Source organism: Streptomyces sp. NPDC087300, from assembly GCF_044744425.1.
In the GTDB taxonomy this organism is placed as follows: domain Bacteria; phylum Actinomycetota; class Actinomycetes; order Streptomycetales; family Streptomycetaceae; genus Streptomyces.
The window spans coordinates 461,325-486,433 of record NZ_JBIUYI010000008.1; the positions used below are offsets into that span (position 1 = coordinate 461,325).

Sequence of the window (25,109 nt, forward strand, 5' to 3'; positions counted from 1 at the left end):
CACTTCGTAGGGAACGGTTCGGCCAACCGCTCACTCCGTAGCGAGCCGTTTGGTCAGCCACTCGTGGAACAGGCCGATGTGGTGCTCGGTGGGGACCAGCACCCCGCCCGCGCGGTAGGCGCGTGACGCCATCGCGGGCTGGGTACGCTCGCAGGCCGCGAAGTCCTGGGCGTTGACCCGGTGGAAGAGCTCCACGGACTTCGACAGATCGGCCCCGGAGGCGACGACGTCGGGTGCGTACAGCCAGTCGCACTCGACGACCGTACGGTCCTCGGCCAGCGGGAACATGCGGTGCAGGATCACATGGTCGGGGACGAGGTTGACGAACACGGTCGGCTTGACGGTGACCGCGTAGTAGCGGCGGTCCTGTTCCTGGGTGACCGCGGGCAGCCGCCCGAAGCCCGCGCTGCCGTCGACGGTGAAGCCGCCCACCTCGTCGCCGAACGCGGCACCGTGCCCGACGTAGTACTGCGCGGCGAAGCCGTCCGCGAACTCCGGCAGGACATCGGTGAGTTCGGGGTGGATGGTCGCGCAGTGGTAGCACTCCATGAAGTTCTCGACGATCAGCTTCCAGTTGGCGCGCACGTCGTAGGTGACGCGCCTGCCGAGTGCGAGATCCTCGGTGCCGTAGCGCTCGATGGACGCTGGGTCGCCGAGCCGTTCGGCCGCCGCGCCGATCACGGTCTCCTCGAAGGAGGGCGGTTCGTCGGCCAGGCAGACCCAGGCGTAGCCCAGCCACTCCCGCAGGGCCACCTTGACCAGGCCGTACGCGGTGCGGTCCACGTCCGGCATCTTCACCAGGTTGGGCGCCGCGATCAGCTTGCCCTCCAGGTCGTACGTCCAGGCGTGGTATGGGCATTGGAGGGCGCGCCTGACCTGTCCCGACTCCTCCGTGCACAGGCGGGCGCCGCGGTGGCGGCACACGTTGAGGAAGGCACGCAGCTCACCGGTGCGCGAGCGGGTGATCAGGACGCTCTCCCTGCCGATGGTGACGGTGCGGAACGCGCCCGGCTGGTCGAGGTCGGCGGCGCGCACCGCGCAGCACCACAGGGCCTCGAAGACGCGCTCCTGCTCCTGCCGGAAGATCTCCGGATCGGTGTAGTAACGGCCTGGCAGAGTCGCGATGAGACTCGTCGGGACCGGGGTCGTCGTCACGGTCGTACTCCTCAAGCGGGGGCGGCGGCAGCGGGTGCGGCGGCGAGGCGGCTGGGGTCGAAGAGCCCGATGGGGTGATCGGTGTAGCCGTGCAGTGCGAGGTCGGCGACGATCTCGCCGACCACGGGCACGAACTTGAAGCCGTGCCCCGAGAACCCGGCCGCGACGGTCACCGAGCCGGGGTGGGCCGGATGCCGCGCGATGACGAAGTGCTCGTCGGGACTGTTGGAGTACATGCAGGTGGCGGCCTTGAGGAAGCGGCCGGGGAGCGCCGGGATCAGCCGGCCCACCTGGTCGGCCATCGCGGTCACCTCATGGTCGTGGACCGTGCGTTCGATGGTCTCGGGGGTGCAGACCGTGCCCTTGCGGAAGAAGGCGACCTTCGCGCCGAGACCGGGTCCGTCGATGGCCGGGAAGCCGTAGATCTGCACGCCGTCGGAGTCCTCCCAGATGTAGATCGGGTGGCTCTGCGGCTCGAACGGGCGCTCGCCGCCGGTCGGTTCGAACCAGTACATGACCTGCCGCTCGATGGTGAAGGGCACCCCGAGGTCGGTCAGCACGCCGGGGGCCCAGGCACCCGGACAGATCACCAGTTGGCCCGCGGTGTAGGTGTCGTCGGCGGTGTGCACCCTGACCCCGTCGCGGTAGGGCTCCCACCGCGTCATGGGCTCCTCGAAGTGCAGGTCGGCGCCCCGCTGGGTGGCCAGCTGGAGGTGGGCGGCCACGGTGTTCTCCGGCCGGACCAGACCCGCCCGCGCCTCGTACAGCGCCACCTCGTCGTCGCCCGGCGTCAGGGTGGGGAAGCGGCGGCGGATCTCCTTGGCGTCGAGCATCTCGTGGGGCAGGTCCCACTGCTCGGCGGAGCGCCGCGAGCCGGCGACGGTGCGGCTCTCGGGGCGGCCCAGCATCACGCCGCCGCAGAGCGTGGCGACCTCCCGCCCGGTGTCCCGTTCGAGCCGGTCGTACAGCTCGTAGGCGCGCAGCAGCAGCGGTACGTACGCGGGGTCCTCGAAGTAGGACTGCCGGGTGATGCGCGAACCGCCGTGGCTGGAGCCCCGATTGTGCACCGGGCCGAACTTCTCCAGGCCGAGCACCCGGGCGCCGCGCGCGGACAGGTGGTGGGCGGCGGCACTCCCCATGCCGCCGAGACCGATGACGATGACGTCGTACGTGGGTGACACGGGGCTCCTCCGGAACGGAACGGCGGGCGGTGGACAGCGAGGGTGGCCCGTCCGCGGCTAGCGGCGGATGCGGGTCATCTTCGGGTCGAACAGCGGCTCATCGGCGACCGTCGCGGACACCTTCTCTCCGAAGTACTCGATGTGCACGCCGGTCCCGGTCTCCAGAACGGGCAGCCAGGCGTACGCGACACAGCGCCCCAGGGTGTAGCCGTACGCCGCGCTGGTCACGTATCCGGCCGGGACGCCGTCCACGGAGACGGGCTCTTTGCCGAGGACCACGGCGGACGGATCGTCCAGGAGCAGCGCGGTGAGCCGCCGGGTGGGCGCGCCGAGCGCCGACAGGGCGGCCCGGCCCACGAAATCGTCCTTCTCCATGCGCACGGCGAAGCCGACGCCCGCTTCGTAGGGGTCGTGTTCGGCCGTCATGTCCTGGCCCCAGGCGCGGTACCCCTTCTCCAGGCGCAGGCTGTTGAACGCGGAACGGCCCGCCGCGATCACGCCGTGCTGCTGCCCCGCCTCCCACAGCGTGTCCCACAGGCGCAGCCCGAGATCGGCGGTGGTGTACAGCTCCCAGCCCAGTTCGCCGACGTACGACAGCCGCATCGCGGTCACCGGGACGTGCCCGATGGCGGTCTGCCTGGCCTTGAAGTAGCCGAACGCCTCGTGCGAGAAGTCGTCGCGGGTCAGCGGCTGTACGAGCGCGCGGGCCAGCGGTCCCCAGACGCCGACGCAGCAGGTGCCCGGGGTGATGTCGCCGATGTGCACGTCGTGGGGCGCGTGCCGGAGCAGCCAGTCGAGGTCGGCGGGGGAGTTGGCGCCGACCTGGAAGCGGTCGGGCGCGAGTCGGGCCACGGTCAGGTCGGAGCGGATGCCGCCCGCCTCGTCGAGGAGGAGGGTGTAGGTGACCGAACCGGGGCGCTTGGCCAGGTTGTTGGTGGTCATGCGCTGGAGGAAGGCGAGGGCGCCGGGGCCCGTGACCTCCAGGCGGCGCAGCGGCGTCATGTCGTAGAGGGCGACCCGCTCGCGCGTGGCGAGTGCTTCGGCCGCCGCGATCGGCGACCAGTAGCGGGCCGCCCAGGTGTCGCGCGCGGGCAGTTCGATGCCCTCGGCCAGCGGGGCGTTGGACGCGTACCAGTGCGGACGCTCCCAGCCGCCGCCTTCGAGGAAGACCGCGCCGAGCTCCTGCTGACGGGCGTGGAAGGGGCTGACCCGTAGGGGCCTCGGCGAATCCATCGGCTGCAAGGGGTGGATGACGTCGTACACCTCGACGAACTGCCGGGCACCGCGTTCGGCGACGTACGCGGGGGTGCGCTGGGCGTCCTCGAAGCGCGTCAGGTCGCAGTCGTGGACGTCCAGCGATGGCCGCCCTTCGACCATCCACTCGGCGACCGCCTTGGCGACTCCCGCGGAGTGCGTGACCCACACGGCCTCGGCCAGCCAGAAGCCGCGCAGCGCACGGGACTCGCCGAGCACCGGCATGCCGTCGGGCGTGAACGAGAAGACGCCGTTGAAGCCCTCCTCGATCCCGGTGTCGCGCAGCGCGGGGAGCAGCCACCGGCAGTCCTCCCAGCTCGGCGCGAAGTCCTCCTCGGTGAACGGGTACGAGGACGGCATCCGCTCGGCGTCGTCGTACGCGGGGACCGTGAACGGGTCGACGGGCAGCGGCCGATGGGCGTACGAGCCGATGCCGAGCCGGTCGACGTGCTCACGGAAGTACAGGTCCCTGTCCTGGAAGCGGAGGATCGGCATCGACGCCTCCGCCAGCGCGTCGTCGCGGCCGGCGAGCTCGGGCAGCGGCCGCGTCTTCGCGTACTGGTGGGCGAGTGGCAGCAGCGGTATGTCGACCCCGGCCATTCGCCCGATCACCGGGCCCCAGAAGCCTGCGGCGGACACCACGTGATCGGCGGGGAAGGTGCCGCGGTCGGTGACGACGGCGGTGACGCGGCCGCCGTCACCGGCCTCCCGTTCAATGCCCGTCACGGTGTGCCGGTCGAGAAATCGTGCGCCACGCGTGCGTGCCCGTTCCATTTGGGCCCGGCAGGCGGGCAGCGCGCGGGCCAGACCGTCCTCGGGCGTGTACAGACCGCCGTACAGCCGGGTCTCGTCGAGCAGCGGCCACAGCTCCTTGCACCGCTCCGGGGGAATCAGTCGGGCGTCGTCGATGCCCCAGGACGCGGCGAAGCCGGCCTTGCGGTGCAGATCGGCCCAGCGCTCGGGCGTCGTGGCGACCTCCAGGCCGCCGACGGCGTGGAAGCAGGGGAGCCCGTCCACCTCAAGAGAGGTGAACTTCTCGATGGTGTACGCGGCGAACGCGGTGAGCGTCTTCGAAGGGCCGGTACGGAACACCAGCCCCGGCGCGTGCGAGGTGGAGCCGCCGGGCGCGGGCAGCGGCCCCTGCTCAAGGACGGTGACGTCGGTCCAGCCGCGTGCGGTCAGCTCGTCGGCGAGCGAACACCCGACGATGCCCGCACCGATGACGACGACGCGCGGCCCTCGCGGCCCGCCGACGGGGGTCTCGTGTGATGCGGCGCTCACAGGACCACCACCGATCGCAGCACCTCGCCCCGGTGCATCCTGGCGAACGCCTCCTCGACCTGCTCCAGGGAGATCGTCTCGGAGACGAACCCTCCCAGGTCGAGACGGCGGGAGAGGTACTGGTCGACCAGGATCGGGAAGTCCCGCGTCGGCAGACAGTCGCCGTACCAGGACGACTTGAGCGCGCCACCGCGCGAGAACAGGTCGATCAGCGGCAGATCGATCACCGCCTCCGGGTCCGGCACGCCCACCTGGACGAGCACGCCCGCGTGGTCGCGCATGTAGAAGGCCTGCTTGTACGTCGCGGGGATCCCGACCGCGTCGATGGCGACATCGACGCCGAAGCCGCCGGTCAGCCCGCGGACCGCGTCGACCGGGTCGGTGCCCCGCGAGTTGACCGTGTGGGTGGCGCCGAACCGTGTCGCCCCGTCGAGCTTCGCGTCGTCGATGTCGACGGCGATCACGCGGCGGGCCCCGGCCAGCGACGCCCCGGCGATCGCCGCGTTGCCGACGCCGCCGCAGCCGATGACGGCCACCGTGTCGCCGCGGCCGACCCCGCCGGTGTGCACGGCCGCCCCGTACCCGGCCATCACGCCGCAGCCGATCAGGCCCGCGGCCTCGGGCCGTGCCGCCGGATCGACCTTCACGGCCTGCCCGGCCGCGACCAGCGTCTTCTCGGCGAAGGCGCCGATGCCGAGGGCCGGGCTCAGCGGCGTGCCGTCGGTGAGCGTCATGGACTGCCGGGCGTTGCGCGAGTCGAAGCAGTACCAGGGGCGGCCGCGCAGACAGGAGCGGCAGGCTCCGCAGGGCGCGCGCCAGGCGATGATCACATAGTCGCCGGGGGCGAGGTCGACGACGTCCGCGCCGACCGCGTCGACGGTGCCCGCCGCCTCATGGCCGAGCAGGAAAGGGAATTCGTCGTCGATCGCGCCCTCCCTGTAGTGCAGATCCGTGTGGCAGACCCCGCAGGCCTGCACGGATACCAGTACCTCTCCCGGTCCGGGATCTGGCACGACGATCGTCTGCACCTCGACGGGTGCGCCCCTCTTCAGGGCCACGACGGCACGGACCTCGTGTGGCACGGCCAGGCTCCTCTGCTGTTGCGCACGGCACGACGACGTGGTGCGTACGGCGCGATGGCGTTGTTGCGTACTGCACGATCGGTTGCGCTATGAGAGACATAGTGGGAACGCCATCAAGAGGCCGTCAAGGGGGCGGAGTTAAGGGTTCGGAAAACCCCTGGGGCGCGACGGAAAGAGGCCGACACGACCGAGGGCGGAGCCAGGAAGTCCTGGCTCCGCCCTCGGACACGCCGGCCCCGGATGCGGTCAGAAGCCGTACCCCATCCGCCGGGAGAGCTCCACGGCCGCCGCGACCGTGCGCTTGGCGAGCTCGGTCAGGCGGTCCTCCGTCAGCCGGTACACCGGACCCGAGGCGCTGAGCGCCCCGATCACCTTGCCGTCGTGCGCCCGCACGGGCGCGGCGACGGCGGCGAGGCCGACCTCCAACTCCTCTACGGCGACGGCGAATCCATGGTCCACGACGGTCTCCAGCTCGCCGCGCAGCGCGACCGTGCCGGTCACCGTGTGCTCGGTGAGCCGCGGCAGCGTGCGCGCGATCAGGCCCTCGCGCAGCGTGGTCGGCAGGTGCGCGAGGAGCACCTTGCCGCTGGAGGTGGCGTGCAGCGGGGTGCGCCTGCCCAGCCAGTTCTGCGCGGTCACCGAGGCCGGGCCGCGCGCCTGCATGATGTTGACCGCGGCGTCGTCGTCCAGGACCGCGATGTTGACCGTCTCGCCCAGCTCGTCGGCGAGTTCGCGGCAGACCGGGCCGCCTTCCTGGGAGATGTCCATCCGCACTGCCGCCGCCCCCGCGAGGCGGAGTACGCCCGCGCCCAGGAAGTACTTGCCGCGGTCCTTGGCCTGACCGACGAGACCACGGTTCTCCAGGACCCCGAGGAGCCGGAAGGCCGTCGACTTGTGCACACCCAACTCGTCGGCGATATCGGTGACTCCGGCCTCCCCGTGCCGCGCGAGGATCTCCAGGACGCTCACCGCGCGGTCCACGGACTGGACGGATCCGGCGGCTCCCTTCGGCTGCCTCTCCCGGGCTTCCTTGTCGGGGCCACTGTTCTGATCAGCCTGTTTCCGCGTGCCGGTCATATCTCGACTCTCACCACCTGGCGGCCTGTTCGGCCGCGTCTTCGGGAAGCCCTTGACGCGGTGGGCGTCCCGACCGGATTCTGTTGCGCATAGCGCTCCCTCGTGCGCCATGTGAAACATCATGTTACCGAAGGGTCTTGTTCCCAGAAGGGGCCAGGACCGGGCCGAATGAGACCTAGAGGGGGGCCCATGATTCCCGTCTGCCGCCTTGCCGACCTCCCCGCGGGCGAGTCCGTCCGTCTCGACACCACGCCGCCCGTCGCGGTGTTCAACGCCGACGGCGAGCTCTTCGCCATCGACGACACGTGCAGCCACCAGGACGCTTCCCTGTCCGAGGGATGGTTGGAGGGCTGTCTGGTCGAATGCCCGCTCCACGCCGCGTCATTCGATCTCCGCACCGGGCGGCCGACCTGTCTGCCCGCCCGCAAGCCCGTCCGCACCCACGAGGTGCATGTCGCGGACGGCATGATCCATGTCCGCATCGCCGCCGACGTGGGCGCGGCCGAGAAGGGATCCGCGGCATGAGAGCCGTCACCGTGGTGGGCGCCTCGCTCGCCGGACTGTACGCGGCGCGCGAGCTGCGGGCCCAGGGGTACGACGGCCGACTGACCGTCGTCGGCGCCGAACCGCACCTTCCGTACGACAGGCCGCCCCTGTCCAAGGACTTCCTCATGGGCAAGGCGGACGAGGACCAACTCGCCCTCACCGACCCGGAGGAGACGGCCGAACTCCGCGCCGACTGGATCCTCGGAACGCGGGCGCGCGCACTCGACGCACGGGGCCGCACCGTCGTCCTGGCGGACGGGCGCACGCTGCCGAGCGACGGCGTGGTCATCGCCACCGGGGCCCGTGCGCGGCGCCTGCCGGGGCCACCGCTCGCGGGCGTCCACACCCTGCGGGGTCTGGACGACGCCCGCGCGCTGCGCGCCGACCTCACCCGCGGCCCGTGCCGCGTCGTGGTGATCGGAGGGGGCTTCATCGGCGCCGAGACCGCGTCCGCATGCGTGGCGCTCGGCCATGACGTCACGGTCGTCGAGGCCGCGCCGCTCCCGCTCGCCACCCAGCTCGGACCCGAACTCGCCGCGGTGTGCGCGGGGCTCCACGAACGGGGCGGGGCACGGCTGTTGACCGGCGTGGGGGTGGCCGGGCTCCGGGGTACGGCCGGGCTCCAGGCCGGGTCGGCTCGTACGGACGCGGACGCGCGGCCCGCCGTCGGCGCGGTGGAACTCGCCGACGGGCGCTCGCTGCCCGCCGAGGTGGTCGTCGTCGGCATCGGCGCCACCCCTGAGACGGACTGGCTCGCGGGCTCCTCTCTCGCCGTGGACGACGGCGTCCTGTGTGACGACGGCTGTGCGACCGCGCTGCCCCAGGTCGTCGCGGTCGGCGACGTCGCGCGCGTGGGCGGCGTCCGCGCCGAACACTGGACGAGCGCTACGGAGCAACCCCGCGTCGCCGTAAGGAACTTGCTGGCCGGGCGCACGGTCGAGGCGGCGCATCCGCTGCCGTACTTCTGGTCGGATCAGTACGGCTCCCGCATCCAGTTCGCGGGCCGCCGAGGGCGCGGCGACACCGTCCGGTTCCTCGAAGGCTCGCCGGAGTCCCTCGCCGGAGGCGTAGGTGGCGGCGCAGTCGAGGGCGCAATCGGAGGCGGCTTCCTCGCCGTCTACGAGCGGGACGGCCGCACCACGGCGGCTCTCGCCGTGGACCTGGCGCGGCCCTTCATGAAGGTGCGCAGGGGACTTGCGGCTCAGGAGAGGGAGCGTGCGACCTCTGTCGGAGTGGCAGGGGCACCCGTGTAGCCGGAAGTGCTGGAAGGGCCGAAGGTGCCGACGGGGCCGCTGGAGCCGGAGACCTCTGTCCGGTCGGTGGCTGTCTGAGCCGAGGGTGTAGAGCAGCGCGGCCCCAACGGACTCCACCTCCTTACGGACCAAGTCCGTCGTCGCGCGCCGAGCCCGTCGTCGTTCGGTGGACGGGTCCCCCTCAAGGGTGCGACAACTGTCCCGTCCCACCCCGCCTACGTATGCGTACCCTGCCCCGCCCTTCGGCCCGCGCCTGCCGGCGCGCCCGGCGCCGCTCCCGGCGCAGTCGGCGTGCCGTGCTGCTCGGGGCGGACACCACGCCGTTGCGCTGGTTCCACACCTGGCGGGTCACCCATACGTCGAGGACGCCCCACGTCGCGACGACCGTACTGGCCACGCTGCTCAGCACCATGGGGAAGGACAGCCACGAGCCGGCGAGCGCGGACAAGAAGGCGACCATCGCCTGCACCAGGGTGAGCGCCACTATGATCACGGCCCGCACGGCGGACGTCCGGACGGGATCGGGCAGCCGTCTTTTGCGCGCGGGTTCCTCGACCCACAACGGCGGGCGCTGCGCAGGGATGTCGTACTCGCTCGAAGCCGTTCCCTGAGCCGCTGTGCCCCGCGCAGCCGCCGATCCCCACGCCGCCGATCCCCGCGGCGCCGTGGCCTCCTCGGCCTTTCCGCTTCCTGACGCCCTGTGGCGCTCTGCCGTGCCCATTGATTCGTCACTCCCCCCGCGCCTCGCGGCCCTTCGCCGGACGCAACCGGTTCAACTCACCAGTGGCTGCCCGTTTTACTGCGCTATATGTCGCTCGCTCATGGTCCTGCCCTGGTTCACATCTCAACCACGCCTGGTCCACGCCCGAACCACGTCTTCTTCACGACAACTCCGCGCCCTTCTCCCTGACTGACGAACGGGAGATCCGAAAGATTCCCGCGATGCTTACGCGAACCGGACGGGAAACGGTCGAGGTGCTTCCGCACAGCGAAGAGATCCGGCCAACTGGCGTACGGGGAAAGGGGGATGGGTGCATGCGGCATGCGGCACATGCTGGGACGCAATCTCCCGTAATGAAGGGACAACTGGGGACGTCCCTTTCACGTCACGGCCGAAAAGCGTTCGGATGCGCCTTCGAGTTGCCCGTGGGTCAGTAGTAGGCTCGCGCCGTTTGTTGACGCACATGTGTGCCCCTGGCCCATGCACCGGCCACAGGGGGCCGATCTGGGGGAGGCCATGCGCTTTCGCGGGAAGTCCATCCGCCGGAAGATCGTGGCACTGCTGCTCGTGCCGCTGCTTTCCCTTACCGCGATCTGGGGATTCGCCACCGTCATCACCGGCCGCGAGGCGAATCGAGTACTCGGCGCGTCCTACGTCGTCGACAAGCTCGGCTATCCCATCGAGGACACGATCCGCGTGGTCCAGGAGGAGCGCAGGCGGACTCTCGTCTACCTCGCCGATCCGCGCGCGTCCGACGCCCTCGCCGCCCTGCGCCGCAGCCGCACCGCGACCGACGACATGGTCAGCAAGGTGCGGGAGAAGGCCGGGGACCCGGACATCCGTGACGACGTCGAGGGCGACTCGGAGGAGCAGCTCACCGCGCTCGTCGAGGCGTTCGACGGCATCGACTCGCTGCGCCGCACCGTCGAAGAGGGCACGATCACCCGGGCCGGCGCCCTGAAGATGTACTCGAAGCTGGTCGACCCCTGCTTCGGCTTCCTGACCACGCTCAACGGCTTCGCCGGACTCGACGACGTGGGTCTCGACCAGCAGGGCCGCGCCCTCGTCGGTGTCTCACGCGCGCGTGAACTGCTGTCCCGCGAGGACGCGTTGCTCGGTTCCTCCCTCGTGGCGCGACGGCTGACCAAGCCGGAGATCCGGCAGATCGCCGAGCTGCGGGCGCAGCGCGAGCTGCTGAACGAGGTGAACCTCGCGCAGCTGCCCGTGGCCGACCGCGAGCGCTACGAGCGGTTCTGGAACGGCGCCGAGACCACCCAGCTGCGCAAGGCCGAGGAGGACGTCATCGCGTCCGCGCCCGGCACCCCGCGCGTGGTGACGTCGGCCCACTGGGACGGGGCGGCGAGCCGGGTCCTCAAGGAGCTCACGGAACGCAACATCCAGGCGTCCGACCGCTTCCAGGACCGCGTCGAACCCGCTTCCGTCGGCGTCATCGTCCGTGCGGTCGTGGCGGGCGTCGTGGGTCTGCTCGCCCTCCTGATCTCGCTCTTCCTGTCCGTACGCATCGGCCGCAGCCTCATCCGCGACCTGCGCCGCCTGCGTCTGGAGGCCCACGAGGCGTCCGGCGTCCGACTGCCCGGCGTGCTGCGCCGCCTGGCGGCCGGGGAACAGGTGGACGTGGAGACCGAGTCGCCGCGACTGACGTACGACAAGGACGAGATCGGGCAGGTCGGGCAGGCGCTCAACACCCTCCAGCGGGCCGCGGTGGAGGCCACCGTCAAACAGGCCGACCTGCGCCGCGGCGTCTCCGAGGTGTTCGTCAACCTCGCCCGGCGCAGCCAGGTCCTGCTGCACAAGCAGCTCACGCTTCTGGACACCATGGAGCGGCGTACCGAGGACACCGACGAGCTCGCCGACCTCTTCCGCCTCGACCACCTCACCACCCGCATGCGGCGGCACGCCGAGGGCCTCGTGATCCTCTCCGGCGCCGCCCCCTCGCGGCAGTGGCGCAAGCCCGTCCAGCTCATGGACGTGGTCCGTGCCGCCGTGGCCGAGGTCGAGGACTACGAGCGCATCGAGGTGCGCCGGCTGCCCCGCATCGCGGTCACCGGGCCCGCCGTCGCGGACCTCACGCACCTGATGGCCGAACTCCTGGAGAACGCCACGGTGTTCTCGCCGCCGCACACCGCGGTGCAGGTCCTGGGCGAGCACGTCGCCAACGGCTTCACCCTGGAGATCCACGACCGTGGCCTGGGCATGGCGGCCGACGCGCTGCTCGACGCCAACCTCCGGCTCGCCGAGACCCCCGAGTTCGAACTCTCCGACACCGACCGGCTCGGACTGTTCGTGGTCAGCCGCCTCGCGCAGCGCCAGCGCGTCCGTGTGTCGCTGCAGCCTTCGCCGTACGGCGGGACGACCGCGGTCGTCTTCATCCCGGAGACGCTGCTCACCGATGACGTGGCCGACACCGGCGGCGTCGGGTTCCGGCTCGATCGGCCGCAGCCCAAGGAACCCGCCGTCGGCACCGACAAGGCGGCCGACCGCACGGCGGCGCTCGCCCAGGTGCCCGTGCAGCTGCCCGGACTTCCCGCGTCCGTCCTCGACGGCCCCGTCGAGCTCGAGGCCCCCGTCGGCATGGCGGACCTCGACTCCTTCCCGGGTGAGATCGGCGACGAGGACAGCGAGATCGGCGGGCTCTTCCGGCCCAGGCGCCGGGTGGCGGGCGCACCGGGGGAGCAGCACCAGCAGGCCCGCGACGACCGCGGGCCGGGCCGTGCCGAGCCCACCCGTCCCGACGCGCCGGAGGGCCGCGCCGCCGACGGGAGCGCCGAAGGCGCCCACTCCGAAGGACCCGTACAGCTGCCACGCCGCAGGACCCCGAAGCTGGTCAGCTCGCACGGCCGCGCCGTGACGCACACCCGCCCCGGGGACAGCCGCCCCGCGGACAACCGTCCGCCGGACAGCAGGCCCCAGGACGGCAGGTCGCAGGACGGTGTCCCCTTCGGGGAGAGGCCCGACGCCGGCGGACCCTTCGGGGACCGGCCGCTCGACCCCGCCGCCGAGGACGGGCCCCCCGGACGCACCCTTCGCCCAGGATTCACGGAGGGCCCGGCGGGCGTCCGCCCGCCGCACCGCCCCGCGCCCGGCGGCCTCGACCTGCCGCGCCGTCCCGAACCGCAGTCGGCCTGGCCCGACCTGTCACCGCCGCACAGGGACGTCACGGCCACCGACGGCCCCGACGCACCCGCGGAGCTGCCCAGGCGCCGTCGTACGGGCCTCCAGGGCCGCGGCAGCCAGGACCGCACCGACGCGCGTCCGCCCGTCGCCCCGGTGCCCGACGAGGCCACGGGCCGACCCGGGGGACGGCAGGACCGGCACACCGGCCACCAGGACCAGGGCGCCGACCAACGCCACCGTGACACCGACCAGCACAGGAGCACCGACCAGGACCGCACCACCACGACCACGTCGGGCGTACTGCCCCGCCGAGTCCGGCAGGCCAGCCTCGCCCCACAGTTGAAGGACAGTCCGGACCGCCGTTCCGAGCGCGCCGAGACCCGGCCGGAGGAGCGCGACGCGGAAGAGGTACGCAGCCGCATGGCCTCGCTCCAGCGGGGCTGGCAGCGCGGCCGGGACGAGAACGCCGCGGGCGACACCGCCACGGACGGCACAGCACCAGGAACCACAGAGGGGGACGGTCGATGACCGCACCGAAGGCCGACGCACGCACCGCCACGACCGGGGGGTCAGGTGAGCTGAACTGGCTCCTCGACGACTTGGTGCAGCGCGTCGCCAGCATCCGCAAGGCGCTCGTCCTCTCGGGCGACGGCCTGCCCACCGGCGTGTCGAAGAACCTGACCAGGGAGGACAGCGAGCACCTCGCCGCCGTCGCCTCCGGGTTCCACAGCCTCGCCAAGGGCGTGGGCAGGCACTTCGAGGCGGGCAGGGTCCGGCAGACCGTCGTCGAGCTCGACGACGCGTTCCTCTTCGTCACGGCGGCGGGCGACGGTAGCTGTCTCGCCGTCCTCGCGGACGCGGATTCCGACGTCGGTCTGGTGGCGTACGAAATGACGCTGCTGGTCAAGAGGGTGGGCGTGCATCTGGGGACGGCGCCGCGCACGGACCTGCCCGCCGGGGGGTAGTGGGAGGTCATGAGCGACGACGGTCGAGGGATAAAGAACACGCAGAGAGCACACAGACCGCAGGGGTCACAAGAGACCCCACGCTGGTTCGACGACGACGCGGGCCCCGTGGTGCGTCCCTACGCCATGACGCGGGGCCGCACCACGAGCCCCGGGCAGCACCGCCTCGACCTCATCGCGGTCGTCATCGCCGAGACCACGGCGATCGGCGACCCGGAGGCCGACCAGACGCTCTCTCCGGAGCACGTGGACATCGTCGAACTCTGCCGTGACACCCCCCAGTCGGTCGCCGAACTCGCGGCCGAACTCGATCTGCCCATCGGCGTGGTCCGCGTCCTGATCGGGGACCTCGTCGACGACGAACTGGTGCACGTGACCCGCCCCGTACCCCCCGCCGAACTGCCGGACGAGAGTATTCTGCGCGACGTGATCAACGGCCTCCGGGCGCTCTGAACAGCGCGGAAGCGGGAGTGAGAACGTGACTGGCTGGCAGTTCTGGGTCGACAGGGGCGGCACCTTCACCGACATCGTCGCGCGCCGTCCCGACGGTCGGCTGCGCACGCACAAGCTCCTCTCGGACAACCCCGCGCGCTACCGGGACGCGGCCGTCGCGGGGATCCGGGAGCTGCTCGCGCAGGCGGGCGAGGTGGCGGAGTCCGCCGACGGGCAGGCGCCCGCGCCGCCCGTCGACGCCGTCCGCATGGGCACCACCGTCGCCACCAACGCCCTCCTGGAGCGCAAGGGCGAGCCCACCGCGTTGATCGTCACGCGCGGCTTCCGCGACGCCCTGCGCATCGCGTACCAGAACCGCCCGGAGATCTTCGCCCGCGAGATCGTCCTGCCCGAACTCCTCTACGAGCGGGTGATCGAGGTCGACGAGCGGGTCGCGGCGGACGGGACGGTGCTGCGCGCACCCGACCTCGACGGACTCACCGGGCCGTTACGGAAGGCGTTCGACGACGGGATCCGCTCCGTGGCCGTCGTCTGCATGCACAGCCACCTGTATCCCGCTCACGAACAGGCGATCGGCGCGCTCGCCGACCGCACCGGCTTCCCGCAGATCTCGCTCTCCAGCGAGGTCAGCCCGCTGATGAAGCTCGTACCGCGCGGCGACACCGCGGTCGTCGACGCGTATCTCTCGCCGGTCCTGCGCCGCTACGTCCAGCACGTCGCCGACGAACTGCGCGGTGTACGGCTGATGTTCATGCAGTCCAACGGCGGCCTCGCCGAAGCGGGCCAGTTCCGCGGCAAGGACGCGATCCTCTCCGGACCCGCGGGCGGCATCGTGGGCATGGCCCGGATGTCGCGCCTCGCGGGCTTCGACCGCGTCATCGGCTTCGACATGGGCGGCACGTCCACGGACGTGTCGCACTACGCGGGCGAGTACGAACGGGTCTTCACCACACAGATCGCGGGAGTGCGCCTGCGCGCCCCGATGCTGGACATCCACACCGTCGCCGCGGGCGGCGGCTCCGTCCTGCACTTCGACGGCAGCCGCTACCGCGTGGGCCCCGACTCGGCGGGCGCCGATCCGGGCCCCGCGAGCTACCGGGGCGGCGGTCCGCTCACCGTCACCGACGCCAACGTCGCCCTGGGGCGCATCCAACCCGCCCACTTCCCGACGGTGTTCGGCCCGGACGGCGATCAGCCCCTGGACGCCGCACTCGTCCGCGAGCACTTCGCCGACCTCGCCCACGAGATCCATGGGGCCACCGGTGACGACCGCACGCCCGAGCAGGTCGCCGAGGGCTATCTGCGGATCGCGGTCGCCAACATCGCGGGCGCCGTCAAGCGCATCTCGGTCCAGAAGGGCCACGACGTCACGCGGTACGCCCTGACCACGTTCGGCGGCGCGGGTGGCCAGCACGCGTGCATGGTCGCCGACTCGCTCGGCATCCGCACGGTCCTCGTGCCCCCGATGGCCGGGGTGCTCTCCGCCCTCGGCATCGGCCTCGCCGACACCACGGCGATGCGCGAACAGTCCGTGGAGGCACCCCTGGAAGCGTCCTCGATGCCCCATGTCCACAAGATCGCCGACGACTTGGAGAGCGCCGCCCGCGACGAACTCCTGGCCGAGGACGTGCCCGCCGAGCGCGTCCGCGTCACCCGCCGCGCCCAACTGCGCTACGACGGCACGGACACCGCCCTCACCGTGGAACTCACCGAGCCGGACGCCATGCTCCGCGCCTTCGAGGACCGCCACCGCGCCACCTACTCCTTCACCCTGGACCGTCCGGTCGTCGTGGAAGCCCTCTCCGTGGAGGCCACCGGGATCACCGAGCCCCCTGATCTGTCCGCCCTGTCCGCTCCACCCGCCCTGTCCGCTCGGTCCGGGCCCGCGGGCGACACCTCGCACGGCACCGCACGCTCCGTCCGGCTGCACACGGGCGGCGCCTGGCGCGACGTGCCCCTGCACCGCCGCGAGGAACTGCCGCCCGGCGAGAGCGTCACGGGGCCCGCCGTCATCACCGAGGCCAGCGCCACGACGGTCGTGGACGACGGCTGGCAGGCGGCCACGACGGAAACAGGACACCTGGTCATGAAACGCGTGGCGGAGCCGGTGAGTTCCACCGCGAGCACCGCGGCCGACCCCGTCCTGCTCGAAGTCTTCAACAACCTCTTCATGTCGATCGCCGAACAGATGGGCGCCCGCCTGGAGTCCACCGCCCAGTCCGTGAACATCAAGGAGCGGCTCGACTTCTCCTGCGCGCTCTTCGACCCCGAAGGCAACCTCGTCGCCAACGCCCCGCACATCCCCGTGCACCTCGGTTCGATGGGCACCAGCGTCAAGGAGGTCATCGCGCGCAGGGGCAGCGGGATGCGCCCGGGGGACAGCTACGCGGTCAACGACCCGTACCATGGCGGCACCCACCTCCCCGACGTCACCGTCATCACCCCGGTCTTCGACGGGCCGGGGGAGCACGGCACTCCGGAGCGGCGGATCCTCTTCTACGTGGCGTCGCGCGGCCACCACGCCGAGATCGGCGGCATCGCCCCCGGCTCCATGCCCGCCGACAGCCGCACCATCGACGAGGAGGGCATCCTCTTCGACAACTGGCTTCTTGTGGAAGGCGGCCGTTTCCGCGAGCCGGAGACCCGCGACCTGCTCACCGGGGCCACTCACCCCTCGCGCAACCCGGACACCAACCTCGCCGACCTGCGCGCTCAGATCGCCGCCAACCAGAAGGGCGTCGACGAAGTCGCCCGCATGATCGACAACTTCGGGCTCGACGTCGTCCAGGCGTACATGAAACACGTCCAGGACAACGCGGAAGAAAGCGTACGACGCGTCATCGACACCCTTGAAGAGGGCCAGTTCGCCTATGAGACGGACTCCGGGGCCACTATCCGCGTCCGGGTGAGCGTGGACCGCGAGGAGCGCACCGCGACCGTCGACTTCACCGGCACGTCGGCGCAGCTCGCCACGAACTTCAACGCGCCCTTCGCGGTGGTCAACGCCGCCGTGCTGTACGTCTTCCGCACGCTCGTCGCCGACGACATCCCCCTCAACGACGGCTGTCTGCGCCCCCTGCGCATCATCGTGCCGCCCGGCTCCCTGCTCGCGCCCGAACCGCCCGCGGCCGTCGTCGCGGGCAACGTCGAGACCTCACAGGCGATCACCGGCGCCCTGTACGCGGCACTCGGCGTCCAGGCGGAGGGCTCGGGGACGATGAACAACGTCACCTTCGGCAACGAACGCCACCAGTACTACGAGACCGTGGCGTCGGGCTCGGGAGCGGGCGAGGGATTCGACGGCGCGCCCGTCGTGCAGACCCACATGACCAACTCGCGGCTCACCGACCCCGAAGTCCTGGAGTGGCGGCTGCCCGTCCTCCTGGAGGAGTTCGCGGTACGGCGGGGCAGCGGCGGCAGCGGGAGGTGGCGCGGCGGGGACGGGGCCGTGCGCCGCATCCGCTTCCGCGAGCCGATGACGGTGTCCACCCTGTCGCAGCACCGCAGGGTCGCGCCGTACGGCATGGCGGGCGGCGCCACCGGCGCGCTCGGCGCCAACCGCGTGGAACGCGCGGACGGCGGCGTACTGGAGCTCGGCGGCAGTGACTCGGCCGACCTGGGCCCCGGCGACGTACTCGTGATCGAAACCCCCGGCGGCGGCGGATACGGACCGGCCCCGCGCGACACCACTGATCCAGGAGAAGTGAGCGATGATCTTCCGGCGTTCTGAGCGCGGCAAGGCCCCCGTCGAGCCGGTGACCCTGAAGATCCTGGTGGCGGGCGGCTTCGGCGTCGGCAAGACGACCCTGGTCGGCGCGGTCAGCGAGATCAAGCCGCTGCGCACCGAGGAGACCCTCAGCGAGGCCGGCCGCCCCGTCGACGACACCCGCGGCGTCGCGGGCAAGCACACCACCACGGTCGCCATGGACTTCGGCCGCATCACGCTCCGCGAGGACCTGGTCCTGTACCTCTTCGGCACCCCGGGACAGGACCGCTTCTGGTTCCTCTGGGACGAACTGGCGACCGGGGCACTGGGCGCCGTGGTCCTCGCCGACACCCGCCGCCTGGAGGACTGCTTCGCGGCCGTCGACTACTTCGAACGCCGCTCCATACCCTTCGTCATCGGCGTCAACTGCTTCGACGAGGCCACCCGCTACCCCGCCGACGCCGTACGCCAGGCCCTCGACCTGGACCCCGAGGTCCCCGTCGTCCTGTGCGACGCCCGCGACCGCGAGTCGGTCAAGGAGGTCCTCATCGGCGTCGTCGAACACGCGATGGCGGCGGCCGCGGCGGCCCGGGAGCCCGCACTTCCGTGACGGATGGTCATGTGCACGGCTCCGTGCTCAGGACACGAGTACGACGACGGTGAGCGCCAGGCCGACGAGGCAGATCCCCAGGTGCAGTGTCACCCAGATGACATAGAGACGCAGGCGATTGAGCAGTGGGTACGCCGCGCGCTGGTCACGGAACACGCCCGACCAGCGTGCCTCGACGTTCAGATCCGTGTGCAACTCCATCAGCAGCAGGCGTAGTTGATGAGCCTGCGCGCCGTGCAGCCTGGAACGCTCGTGGTACTTGAGACAGGCGACTGCCCCATAGAGGCCGAGCAAGGTCATGGGAATCGTGATCGTCAAAGCGGTGTCCGTGAGGCCTCGTTGGGAGATGAACCCAAGGCCGGCGGCGACGGTGAGTACGACGACGTTGGTGAGCACGGCGCGCTGACTCTCGATCTGACGGATCTGGTCGCGCTGCTCCCGGATGAGCGCGAGCAATACATCACTGCTGTCTGCCATGGCCTCTAGCAAGGGGGGCACGGTTGTGGACTGGTCGGCCCGGTGGGTGCATCGCCACCGGCGCCCTGGTGGTCAATCATGGCTGTGGACCGGCGCGTCCACACCTGTCATGAGGGCGTGGCGGCGGCCGTGGGGGACGGAGGAGCCGAATGGGAGACGACGACCGTGCGGCCGCACCGGCGTGTGGCGCGACGGTCCCGCGACTCGGCGCGCCATGGGAGGGCAGCGTGGCGGCGCGCCTGACGTGGAACGACGTACACCTCATGGGTTCGGCGCTCGCCGGCCGTGTCAGCGGCGACGGCCGCCCCGACATCCTCATCGCTGTCCTCCGCGGCGGCATGGTCCCCGCCACAGTCCTCGCCCATGCCCTGCAGCTCCGTGATGTGCGGGCGCTGCAGATCAGGCACACCATCGGGGAGGAGATTGGGGCTGCCAAGAGCACGAGGCCATCCGTACACCATCCCGGTTCCTTGGGGAACGTCTCCGGCAGGGACGTGCTCATCGTCGATGATGTGGCGGGGTCAGGGAAGACTCTGGAGGTTGCCCGCGACCTCCTGGCCGGTCTGGGGGCCGCGAGAACCCGCACGGTGGCGCTGGCCGTGAACCGGATCAACTGGCTCCGAACGCATCCGGATCCACCGCTCGATGACCCGCTCCGCGTACTGGACTACGTCGGTTCCTTCTACGCAGGATGGATCATCTGCCCTTGGGAGATCCACTGACTCAGGAGCTCCGCAGCGCTACGGCCCGTACCCCCGCCGACCGGGGTACGGGCCGCAGTCGTGCTCGGCTCAGCCTTCGCCGTCCTCCAGCCAGCCGAAGCTCCGCTCCACCGCCTTGTGCCAGTTGTGGTACTCGCGTTCCCGCGAGTCGGCGTCCATCCGCGGTGTCCACTCGACGTCCTGCTGCCAGTGCGCCTTGAGCTCGTCGAGGTCGTTCCAGACCCCGGTGGCGAGCCCGGCCGCGTACGCCGCGCCCAGGCAGGTGGTCTCGGAGACCTTCGGCCGGATCACCGGCACCCCGAGGACGTCCGCCTGGTGCTGCATCAGGAGGTTGTTCTTGGTCATGCCGCCGTCCACCTTCAAGGTGGTGATCTGCACCCCGGAGTCCTGGTACATGGCGTCGACGACCTCACGCGTCTGCCAGCTGGTCGCCTCCAGGACCGCACGCGCCAGATGCGCCTTGGTGACGTACCGGGTGAGCCCGGTGACGACGCCGCGCGCGTCGGAGCGCCAGTAGGGGGCGAACAGGCCGGAGAACGCGGGCACGATGTACGCGCCTCCGTTGTCGTCCACGCTCGCCGCGAGCGTCTCGATCTCGTCCGCGTTGCGGATGATGCCGAGCTGGTCGCGGAACCACTGCACCAGGGCGCCGGTGATCGCGATGGACCCCTCCAGGCAGTACACAGGCGCCTCGGAGCCGATCTTGTAGCCCATCGTGGTGAGCAGCCCGTTCTTCGAGGGGACGGGCCGGTTACCGGTGTTGAGCAGCAGGAAACTGCCCGTGCCGTAGGTGTTCTTGGCGGTGCCCGTGTCGTAGCAGGCCTGCCCGAAGACGGCCGCCTGCTGGTCGCCGAGCGCGGACGCGACGGGTACTCCGGAGAGCTGGCCCACGGCCGTGCCGTACACCTCGGCCGACGACCTGATCTCCGGCAGGACCGCCTCGGGGACGTTCATCGCCGACAGGATCGACGCGTCCCACTGGAGCGTCTCCAGGTTCATCAGCATGGTGCGGCCCGCGTTGGTGACGTCGGTGACGTGCTTGCCGCCGTCGGTGCCGCCCGTGAGGTTCCAGATCAGCCAGGAGTCGATCGTGCCGAAGGCTATCTCGCCGCGCTCGGCACGGGCCCGCAGTCCCGGCACGTTGTCGAGCAGCCAGGCGGCCTTGGGCCCGGAGAAGTAGCTGGCAAGGGGCAGCCCCGTCTGCTCACGGAAGCGGTCCTGGCCGTCCGTGCCGCCCAGTTCGTTGCAGAGCCCCGACGTACGGGTGTCCTGCCAGACGATCGCGTTGTGCACGGGTTTGCCCGTGGCACGGTCCCACAGGACGGTGGTCTCGCGCTGATTGGTGATGCCGAGCGCGCTCAACTGGTCGGCGCGGAGCCCGGCCTTGGCGATCGCCCCCGCCACCACCGCCTGCACCTTGGACCAGATCTCGGTGGCGTCGTGCTCCACCCAGCCGGGCTTGGGGAAGATCTGGCGGTGCTCGCGCTGGTCCACGGCGACGATCGCGCCGTCCTGGTTGAAGATGATGCAGCGGCTCGACGTGGTGCCCTGGTCGATGGCGGCGACGAATTTCTCGGAGCTGTCCGGCATGGCTACCCCTTGAAGAGAAGACTCAGAAGGCTGCGTTGTAGATGGCACCCGCGAGGGCCCCGCCGATCAGCGGTCCGGCCACCGGAATCCAGGCGTAACTCCAGTCGGACGTGCCCTTGTTCGGGATCGGCAGGAACGTGTGCACGATGCGCGGACCGAGGTCGCGCGCCGGGTTGATCGCATACCCCGTGGGGCCACCCAGGGAGAGGCCGATGCCGACGACCAGGAAGGCCACGATCAGCGTCTGCGTGCCGGATTCGCCGAGCCCCTTGGTGAGCCCGAAGGCCAGGATGGGCAGCACCAGGGCCACGGTCGCGATGACCTCGGTGATGAGGTTGGCGACGGGGTTCCGGATCTCCGGGATGGTGGAGAAGATGCCGAGCGTCGGCGTCGGCACGTGCACGCCCTCCGAGTCGCCCTTGGCGCCCCGCGTGACGTTGGCGTTGAACTGCGCGAGGTAGACGAGATAGGCGAGTACGGCGCCGAGCATCGCGCCCACCATCTGCCCGAGCAGATAGATCCAGACCTTGTCCCACTTGCCGGTGTCGATCGCGATGCCGAGCGTGACGGCGGGGTTGAGATGACCGCCGGAGAGCGGGCCCGCGGTGTACGCGCCGGCGAGCACGCCGAAGCCCCACCCGAAGGCGATGACGACCCACCCGGAGGCCTTCGCCTTCGAGTGGCTGAGTGTGACGGCGGCGCACACACCGGCGCCCAGCAGAATCAGGATCGCGGTGCCGATGACCTCACCGACGAAGATGTCCCCATTCGAGTACATGGCGGCTCCTAGGCCCTCGCCCGGGGCGCTGCGCCCCGGTACTCCGTGCAGGGTGCGTTTCCGACGACTACTGCCTGGATACGCCCGGCTGATTCAGCCGAAGGCAGGAGGTCTCCCGCGCCCCGCCCGGCGTCCATGACGAGCGTGCCGTCGCAGTCGGACCGCCTCGGGGGGATGACCCGTTGAGCAGGCCCTTCGTGCAGACCCTTCGCGCACGCAGAGGCTCTGCGCGCCGTGGAGCCGAGGTGCGGCGATGCCGACTGACACCCGGAAGTGTTCACCGGTGGTGATGGAGCGTCAAGGTCGCGGACGGCAACGGTTAACCGGTGCGACGCCTTCCCGCGAAGCACCCGTGGTGAGCGGCCCGCGACCGCCCCGAAGGGCTCAGCGCACCGCTATGACGGACGATCCGTGTCCGAAGAGACCCTGGTTCGCGCTGATCCCCACGCGCGCCCCTTCGACCTGACGCGCCCCTGCCGTACCCCTCAACTGCCAGGTCAGCTCGCACACTTGGGCGATGGCCTGGGCGGGCACGGCCTCTCCGAAGGACGCGAGTCCGCCGCTGGTGTTCACCGGCGTCCGCCCGCCCGGCGAGGTCACGCCCTCCCGCAGCAGCTTGGCTCCCTCGCCCTCGCCGCAGAGCCCGAGGTCCTCGTACCACTGCAATTCGAGGGAGGTGGAGAGGTCGTACACCTCGGCCAGGGATATGTCCTCGGGGCCGACGCCCGCCTCCTCGTACGCGGCACGCGCGATGGAGGCCCGATACGTCTCCTCGCTCGGCTCCACGACGGCCGCGGAGTCCGTGGCGATGTCCGGCAGGTCCAGGACGGTGCGCGGATACGTCGGCGTGACCGTGGAGACGGCACGCACGCGTACCGGCTCCGTGGCTCCGTGCCGGCGTGCGAACTCCATGCTGGAGAGCACCAGGGCCGCGGCCCCGTCCGAGGTGGCGCAGATGTCGAGCAGCCGCAGCGGATCGGCGACCACGGCCGATGCGGCGACCTCGTCTGCGGTGACCTCCTTGCGGTAGCGCGCGTTCGGATTGAGCGCGCCGAAAGCCGCGTTCTTCACTTTGACCAGGGCGAAGTCCTCCAGGGTGTCGCCGTGCACGGCCATCCGGCGGCGCGCGTACAGCCCGAAGTACGCGGGGTTGGTCGCACCCAGGACGCGGAACCGCAGCCAGTCCGGGTCATCGGCGCGCTCCCCGCCCGCGGGCTTGAAGAACCCCTTGGGCGCCGCGTCGGCCCCGACCACCAGGACGACATCGGCGAGGCCCGCGAGGATCTGTGAGCGCGCCGTGTTGATGGCCTGTGCCCCGGACGCGCACGCCGCGTACACGCTCGCCACGCGCGCGCCCTGCCAGCCGAGCGCCTTGGCGAAGGTGGCCCCCGCGACGTACCCGGGATAGCCGCCCCGCACCGTGTCCGCGCCGACGATCGAGTCCACGCCGCGCCAGTCGACCCCGGCGTCGGCGAGCGCCGCCCTGGCCGCCACCGTGCCGTACTCGATGAAGGAGCGCCCCCACTTGCCCCACGGGTGCATGCCCGCGCCGAGCACCGCCACCTCGCCGCTCATGCGTCCACCCCCAGGGGCCGCCAGTGCCATGTCGTCCAGGTCGTCTCGTCGTCCTCGTTGAGCACGCCGGGGACGACTTCCACCTCCATGCCGACCTCCAGATCGGCGACGGAGAGCCCCGGGACCCCCTGCCCGAGCACCACCATGCGCTCCGTCGCCAGTTCCACAGCGATCAACGTGTAGGGCTGCCACGGAAGTTCCGGATCGGAGACGTAGGGCGCGGGCGGTCGGTAGCGGCCGTCCGTGTACGACCAGACGTGGCCGCGCCGGGACAGCGGCGTCTCTACCAGTTCACCGCCCGCGCAGCCGGGATTGCGGCAGAAGGCGTCCTCACGGGGGAAGAAGACGGCGGCGCAGGCCGAGCAGCGCGTGCCCAGCAGTCGGAAGTCCGCGCCCTCCCCGGCGAACCAGCGGGCCACTACGGGTGTGCTCGTACGCGACAAGGTTCCTCCACGACTGGATCTGACGGAACGTCAGAAGTGTGCCACGGGCAACCGGATTCCGTCAGGGGTACGCAGCCCGCCGCACGGCACCGGGGGAGCGGAAGGGGAAACAGAAAGGAAGAGGGCGAAAAGGTGCCGGAGAAGAGAACCGGATCGGCGACTTTCGCGTCCGTGTATCGGAGAGGGCGACCGGGACTGACGGGGGTGCCCCGGTCGCCCTCTCGTCGAAAGGGGTCCCTACTTGCCGTGCAGCGAACGCGGCGACACGGGGAAGTCGAAGTAGGTGTCAGGGAAGAGCTCGGGCTTGTACGTGTAGTGCCACCACTCCTCGGGGAGATTGGTGAAGCCCACCTTGACCAGGGCGTTCCTCAACAGGTCACGGTGCGCGCGCTGCTTGCCCGTGATGCGGGGATCGTCCGTGTGCGACAGGGTGTCGAAGCAGTCGAAGCCCGTTCCCATGTCCAGTGAGTTGTCGGGGAAGCGCTGCTCCTTGGGGCCGTAGCACGGCGTGAGCGGCTCCCCGGGTACGTACGGACGGGTCGGTTTGGCCGGTAGCGGGACGACCGTCAGATCCAGCGTCGACCCCCGGCTGTGCCCGGACTTCTCGGCGATGTAGCCGTCCTCGAAAAGCCTCGACTTGTCGACTTGCGGATAGAACTCCGCCTTCATGCGCTCGTCGCCCAGGTCCTCCGCCCAGCGCACGAAGTGATCGACGGCCCGCTGCGGCCGGTAGCAGTCGTACACCTTCAGGGAGTAGCCCTTGCGCAGCAGTGCGCGCTGCGCCTTGTGCAGCGCCTTCGCCGCCGGTTCGGTGAGGATGCACATCGGCTTCTTGTAGCCGTCGATGCGCTCGCCCACGAAGTTGTGCGGCGTGAAGTAGCGCATCTCCTGGATGATCGTCGGGTCGACGGCGCGCAGCGCGACGAACTCCTCGGGAGCCTTCGGTTCCGATTCCGGCCCGGCGTGCGCGGGGGCGGCGGCCACGGCCAGCAGGGCGGTGGCGGAGACGGCGATGTTCCGCAGGGTGCGGGCGAGTCCTGTCATGCCCCCTGCCTCTATCAGGACCGCCGTCGACCGCGAAAGGGGCATGACCCGGGTGCGCCGG

General features: G+C 71.0%; 20 protein-coding genes. 8 read left to right on the plus strand and 12 right to left on the minus strand.

Features of this window, described 5'->3' with window-relative positions; all coding sequences use genetic code 11:
• Nucleotides 1-30 precede the first annotated feature (30 nt).
• The 5 genes from ACIO9J_RS32950 to ACIO9J_RS32970 form a co-directional block, all read right to left on the minus strand.
• Complete coding sequence (locus tag ACIO9J_RS32950; protein WP_402007629.1) at nt 31-1,155, minus strand: aromatic ring-hydroxylating dioxygenase subunit alpha; 1,125 nt, start codon at nt 1,153-1,155, stop codon at nt 31-33.
• Nucleotides 1,156-1,166: 11 nt separating this feature from the next.
• A complete protein-coding gene (gene solA, locus ACIO9J_RS32955) occupies nt 1,167-2,336 on the minus strand; it encodes an N-methyl-L-tryptophan oxidase (protein WP_402007631.1) in 1,170 nt (389 codons plus the stop codon).
• A gap of 57 nt (nt 2,337-2,393) precedes the next feature.
• On the minus strand, nt 2,394-4,871 hold the full coding sequence (locus tag ACIO9J_RS32960; protein WP_402007633.1) for an FAD-dependent oxidoreductase: 2,478 nt from the start codon (nt 4,869-4,871) through the stop codon (nt 2,394-2,396).
• Entirely contained in the window at nt 4,868-5,953 is a 1,086-nt protein-coding gene (locus tag ACIO9J_RS32965; RefSeq protein ID WP_402007635.1) for an S-(hydroxymethyl)mycothiol dehydrogenase, read from the minus strand. Before ACIO9J_RS32965 ends, ACIO9J_RS32960 begins: the two co-directional genes overlap by 4 nt.
• Nucleotides 5,954-6,199: 246 nt before the next feature.
• Nucleotides 6,200-7,030 (minus strand): IclR family transcriptional regulator, encoded by an 831-nt coding sequence (locus tag ACIO9J_RS32970; protein WP_402007637.1) that lies wholly within the window; start codon nt 7,028-7,030, stop codon nt 6,200-6,202.
• Nucleotides 7,031-7,219: 189 nt separating this feature from the next.
• Between ACIO9J_RS32970 and ACIO9J_RS32975 the strand changes: the two genes are divergently transcribed.
• Both ACIO9J_RS32975 and ACIO9J_RS32980 read left to right on the plus strand, forming a co-directional pair.
• Entirely contained in the window at nt 7,220-7,555 is a 336-nt protein-coding gene (locus ACIO9J_RS32975; protein WP_402007639.1) for a bifunctional 3-phenylpropionate/cinnamic acid dioxygenase ferredoxin subunit, read from the plus strand.
• Nucleotides 7,552-8,829: an NAD(P)/FAD-dependent oxidoreductase gene (locus tag ACIO9J_RS32980; RefSeq protein WP_402007641.1), complete on the plus strand. Its 1,278-nt coding sequence runs from the start codon at nt 7,552-7,554 to the stop codon at nt 8,827-8,829. Before ACIO9J_RS32975 ends, ACIO9J_RS32980 begins: the two co-directional genes overlap by 4 nt.
• A gap of 181 nt (nt 8,830-9,010) precedes the next feature.
• Here ACIO9J_RS32980 and ACIO9J_RS32985 read toward each other — a convergent pair whose 3' ends face one another.
• Entirely contained in the window at nt 9,011-9,550 is a 540-nt protein-coding gene (locus ACIO9J_RS32985; RefSeq protein WP_402007643.1) for a hypothetical protein, read from the minus strand.
• A gap of 516 nt (nt 9,551-10,066) precedes the next feature.
• Here ACIO9J_RS32985 and ACIO9J_RS32990 point away from each other — a divergent pair.
• Genes ACIO9J_RS32990 through ACIO9J_RS33010 form a run of 5 tightly spaced genes read left to right on the plus strand, consistent with a single transcriptional unit; the run spans nt 10,067 to nt 18,419 of the window.
• Nucleotides 10,067-13,213, plus strand: a complete 3,147-nt coding sequence (locus tag ACIO9J_RS32990; RefSeq protein WP_402007645.1) for a nitrate- and nitrite sensing domain-containing protein — start codon at nt 10,067-10,069, stop codon at nt 13,211-13,213.
• Complete coding sequence (locus tag ACIO9J_RS32995; protein WP_055553594.1) at nt 13,210-13,650, plus strand: roadblock/LC7 domain-containing protein; 441 nt, start codon at nt 13,210-13,212, stop codon at nt 13,648-13,650. The genes ACIO9J_RS32990 and ACIO9J_RS32995 overlap by 4 nt, the downstream gene beginning before the upstream one ends.
• Nucleotides 13,651-13,659: 9 nt before the next feature.
• Complete coding sequence (locus tag ACIO9J_RS33000) at nt 13,660-14,103, plus strand: DUF742 domain-containing protein (RefSeq protein WP_402007647.1); 444 nt, start codon at nt 13,660-13,662, stop codon at nt 14,101-14,103.
• A 25-nt stretch (nt 14,104-14,128) separates the two neighbouring features.
• Nucleotides 14,129-17,833: a hydantoinase B/oxoprolinase family protein gene (locus ACIO9J_RS33005; RefSeq protein WP_402007649.1), complete on the plus strand. Its 3,705-nt coding sequence runs from the start codon at nt 14,129-14,131 to the stop codon at nt 17,831-17,833.
• Nucleotides 17,814-18,419 carry a GTP-binding protein gene (locus ACIO9J_RS33010; protein ID WP_402007651.1) on the plus strand — a complete coding sequence of 202 codons (606 nt, stop codon included), beginning with the start codon at nt 17,814-17,816 and terminating at the stop codon, nt 18,417-18,419. Before ACIO9J_RS33005 ends, ACIO9J_RS33010 begins: the two co-directional genes overlap by 20 nt.
• Before the next feature lie 27 nt (nt 18,420-18,446).
• On the opposite strand, the gene ACIO9J_RS33015 is transcribed toward ACIO9J_RS33010, so the two are convergent.
• The gene (locus ACIO9J_RS33015; RefSeq protein WP_402007652.1) at nt 18,447-18,896 is read right to left on the minus strand and encodes a hypothetical protein; all 450 of its coding nucleotides are present in this window, start codon (nt 18,894-18,896) and stop codon (nt 18,447-18,449) included.
• A 149-nt stretch (nt 18,897-19,045) separates the two neighbouring features.
• Here ACIO9J_RS33015 and ACIO9J_RS33020 point away from each other — a divergent pair, with 149 nt between their 5' ends.
• On the plus strand, nt 19,046-19,618 hold the full coding sequence (locus ACIO9J_RS33020) for a phosphoribosyltransferase (protein ID WP_402007654.1): 573 nt from the start codon (nt 19,046-19,048) through the stop codon (nt 19,616-19,618).
• Between the two features lie 69 nt (nt 19,619-19,687).
• Here the strand turns inward: ACIO9J_RS33020 and glpK are convergent, their stop codons facing one another.
• From glpK to ACIO9J_RS33045, 5 genes are all read right to left on the minus strand, one after another.
• A complete protein-coding gene (glpK, locus tag ACIO9J_RS33025; RefSeq protein WP_402007656.1) occupies nt 19,688-21,208 on the minus strand; it encodes a glycerol kinase GlpK in 1,521 nt (506 codons plus the stop codon).
• A 22-nt stretch (nt 21,209-21,230) separates the two neighbouring features.
• Complete coding sequence (locus ACIO9J_RS33030; RefSeq protein WP_402007658.1) at nt 21,231-21,986, minus strand: MIP/aquaporin family protein; 756 nt, start codon at nt 21,984-21,986, stop codon at nt 21,231-21,233.
• A 384-nt stretch (nt 21,987-22,370) separates the two neighbouring features.
• Nucleotides 22,371-23,561 carry a lipid-transfer protein gene (locus ACIO9J_RS33035; RefSeq protein WP_402007660.1) on the minus strand — a complete coding sequence of 397 codons (1,191 nt, stop codon included), beginning with the start codon at nt 23,559-23,561 and terminating at the stop codon, nt 22,371-22,373.
• Nucleotides 23,558-24,004: a Zn-ribbon domain-containing OB-fold protein gene (locus ACIO9J_RS33040; RefSeq protein WP_402007662.1), complete on the minus strand. Its 447-nt coding sequence runs from the start codon at nt 24,002-24,004 to the stop codon at nt 23,558-23,560. Before ACIO9J_RS33040 ends, ACIO9J_RS33035 begins: the two co-directional genes overlap by 4 nt.
• A gap of 237 nt (nt 24,005-24,241) precedes the next feature.
• Nucleotides 24,242-25,048: a M15 family metallopeptidase gene (locus tag ACIO9J_RS33045; RefSeq protein ID WP_402007664.1), complete on the minus strand. Its 807-nt coding sequence runs from the start codon at nt 25,046-25,048 to the stop codon at nt 24,242-24,244.
• Between the last annotated feature and the right edge of the window lie 61 nt (nt 25,049-25,109).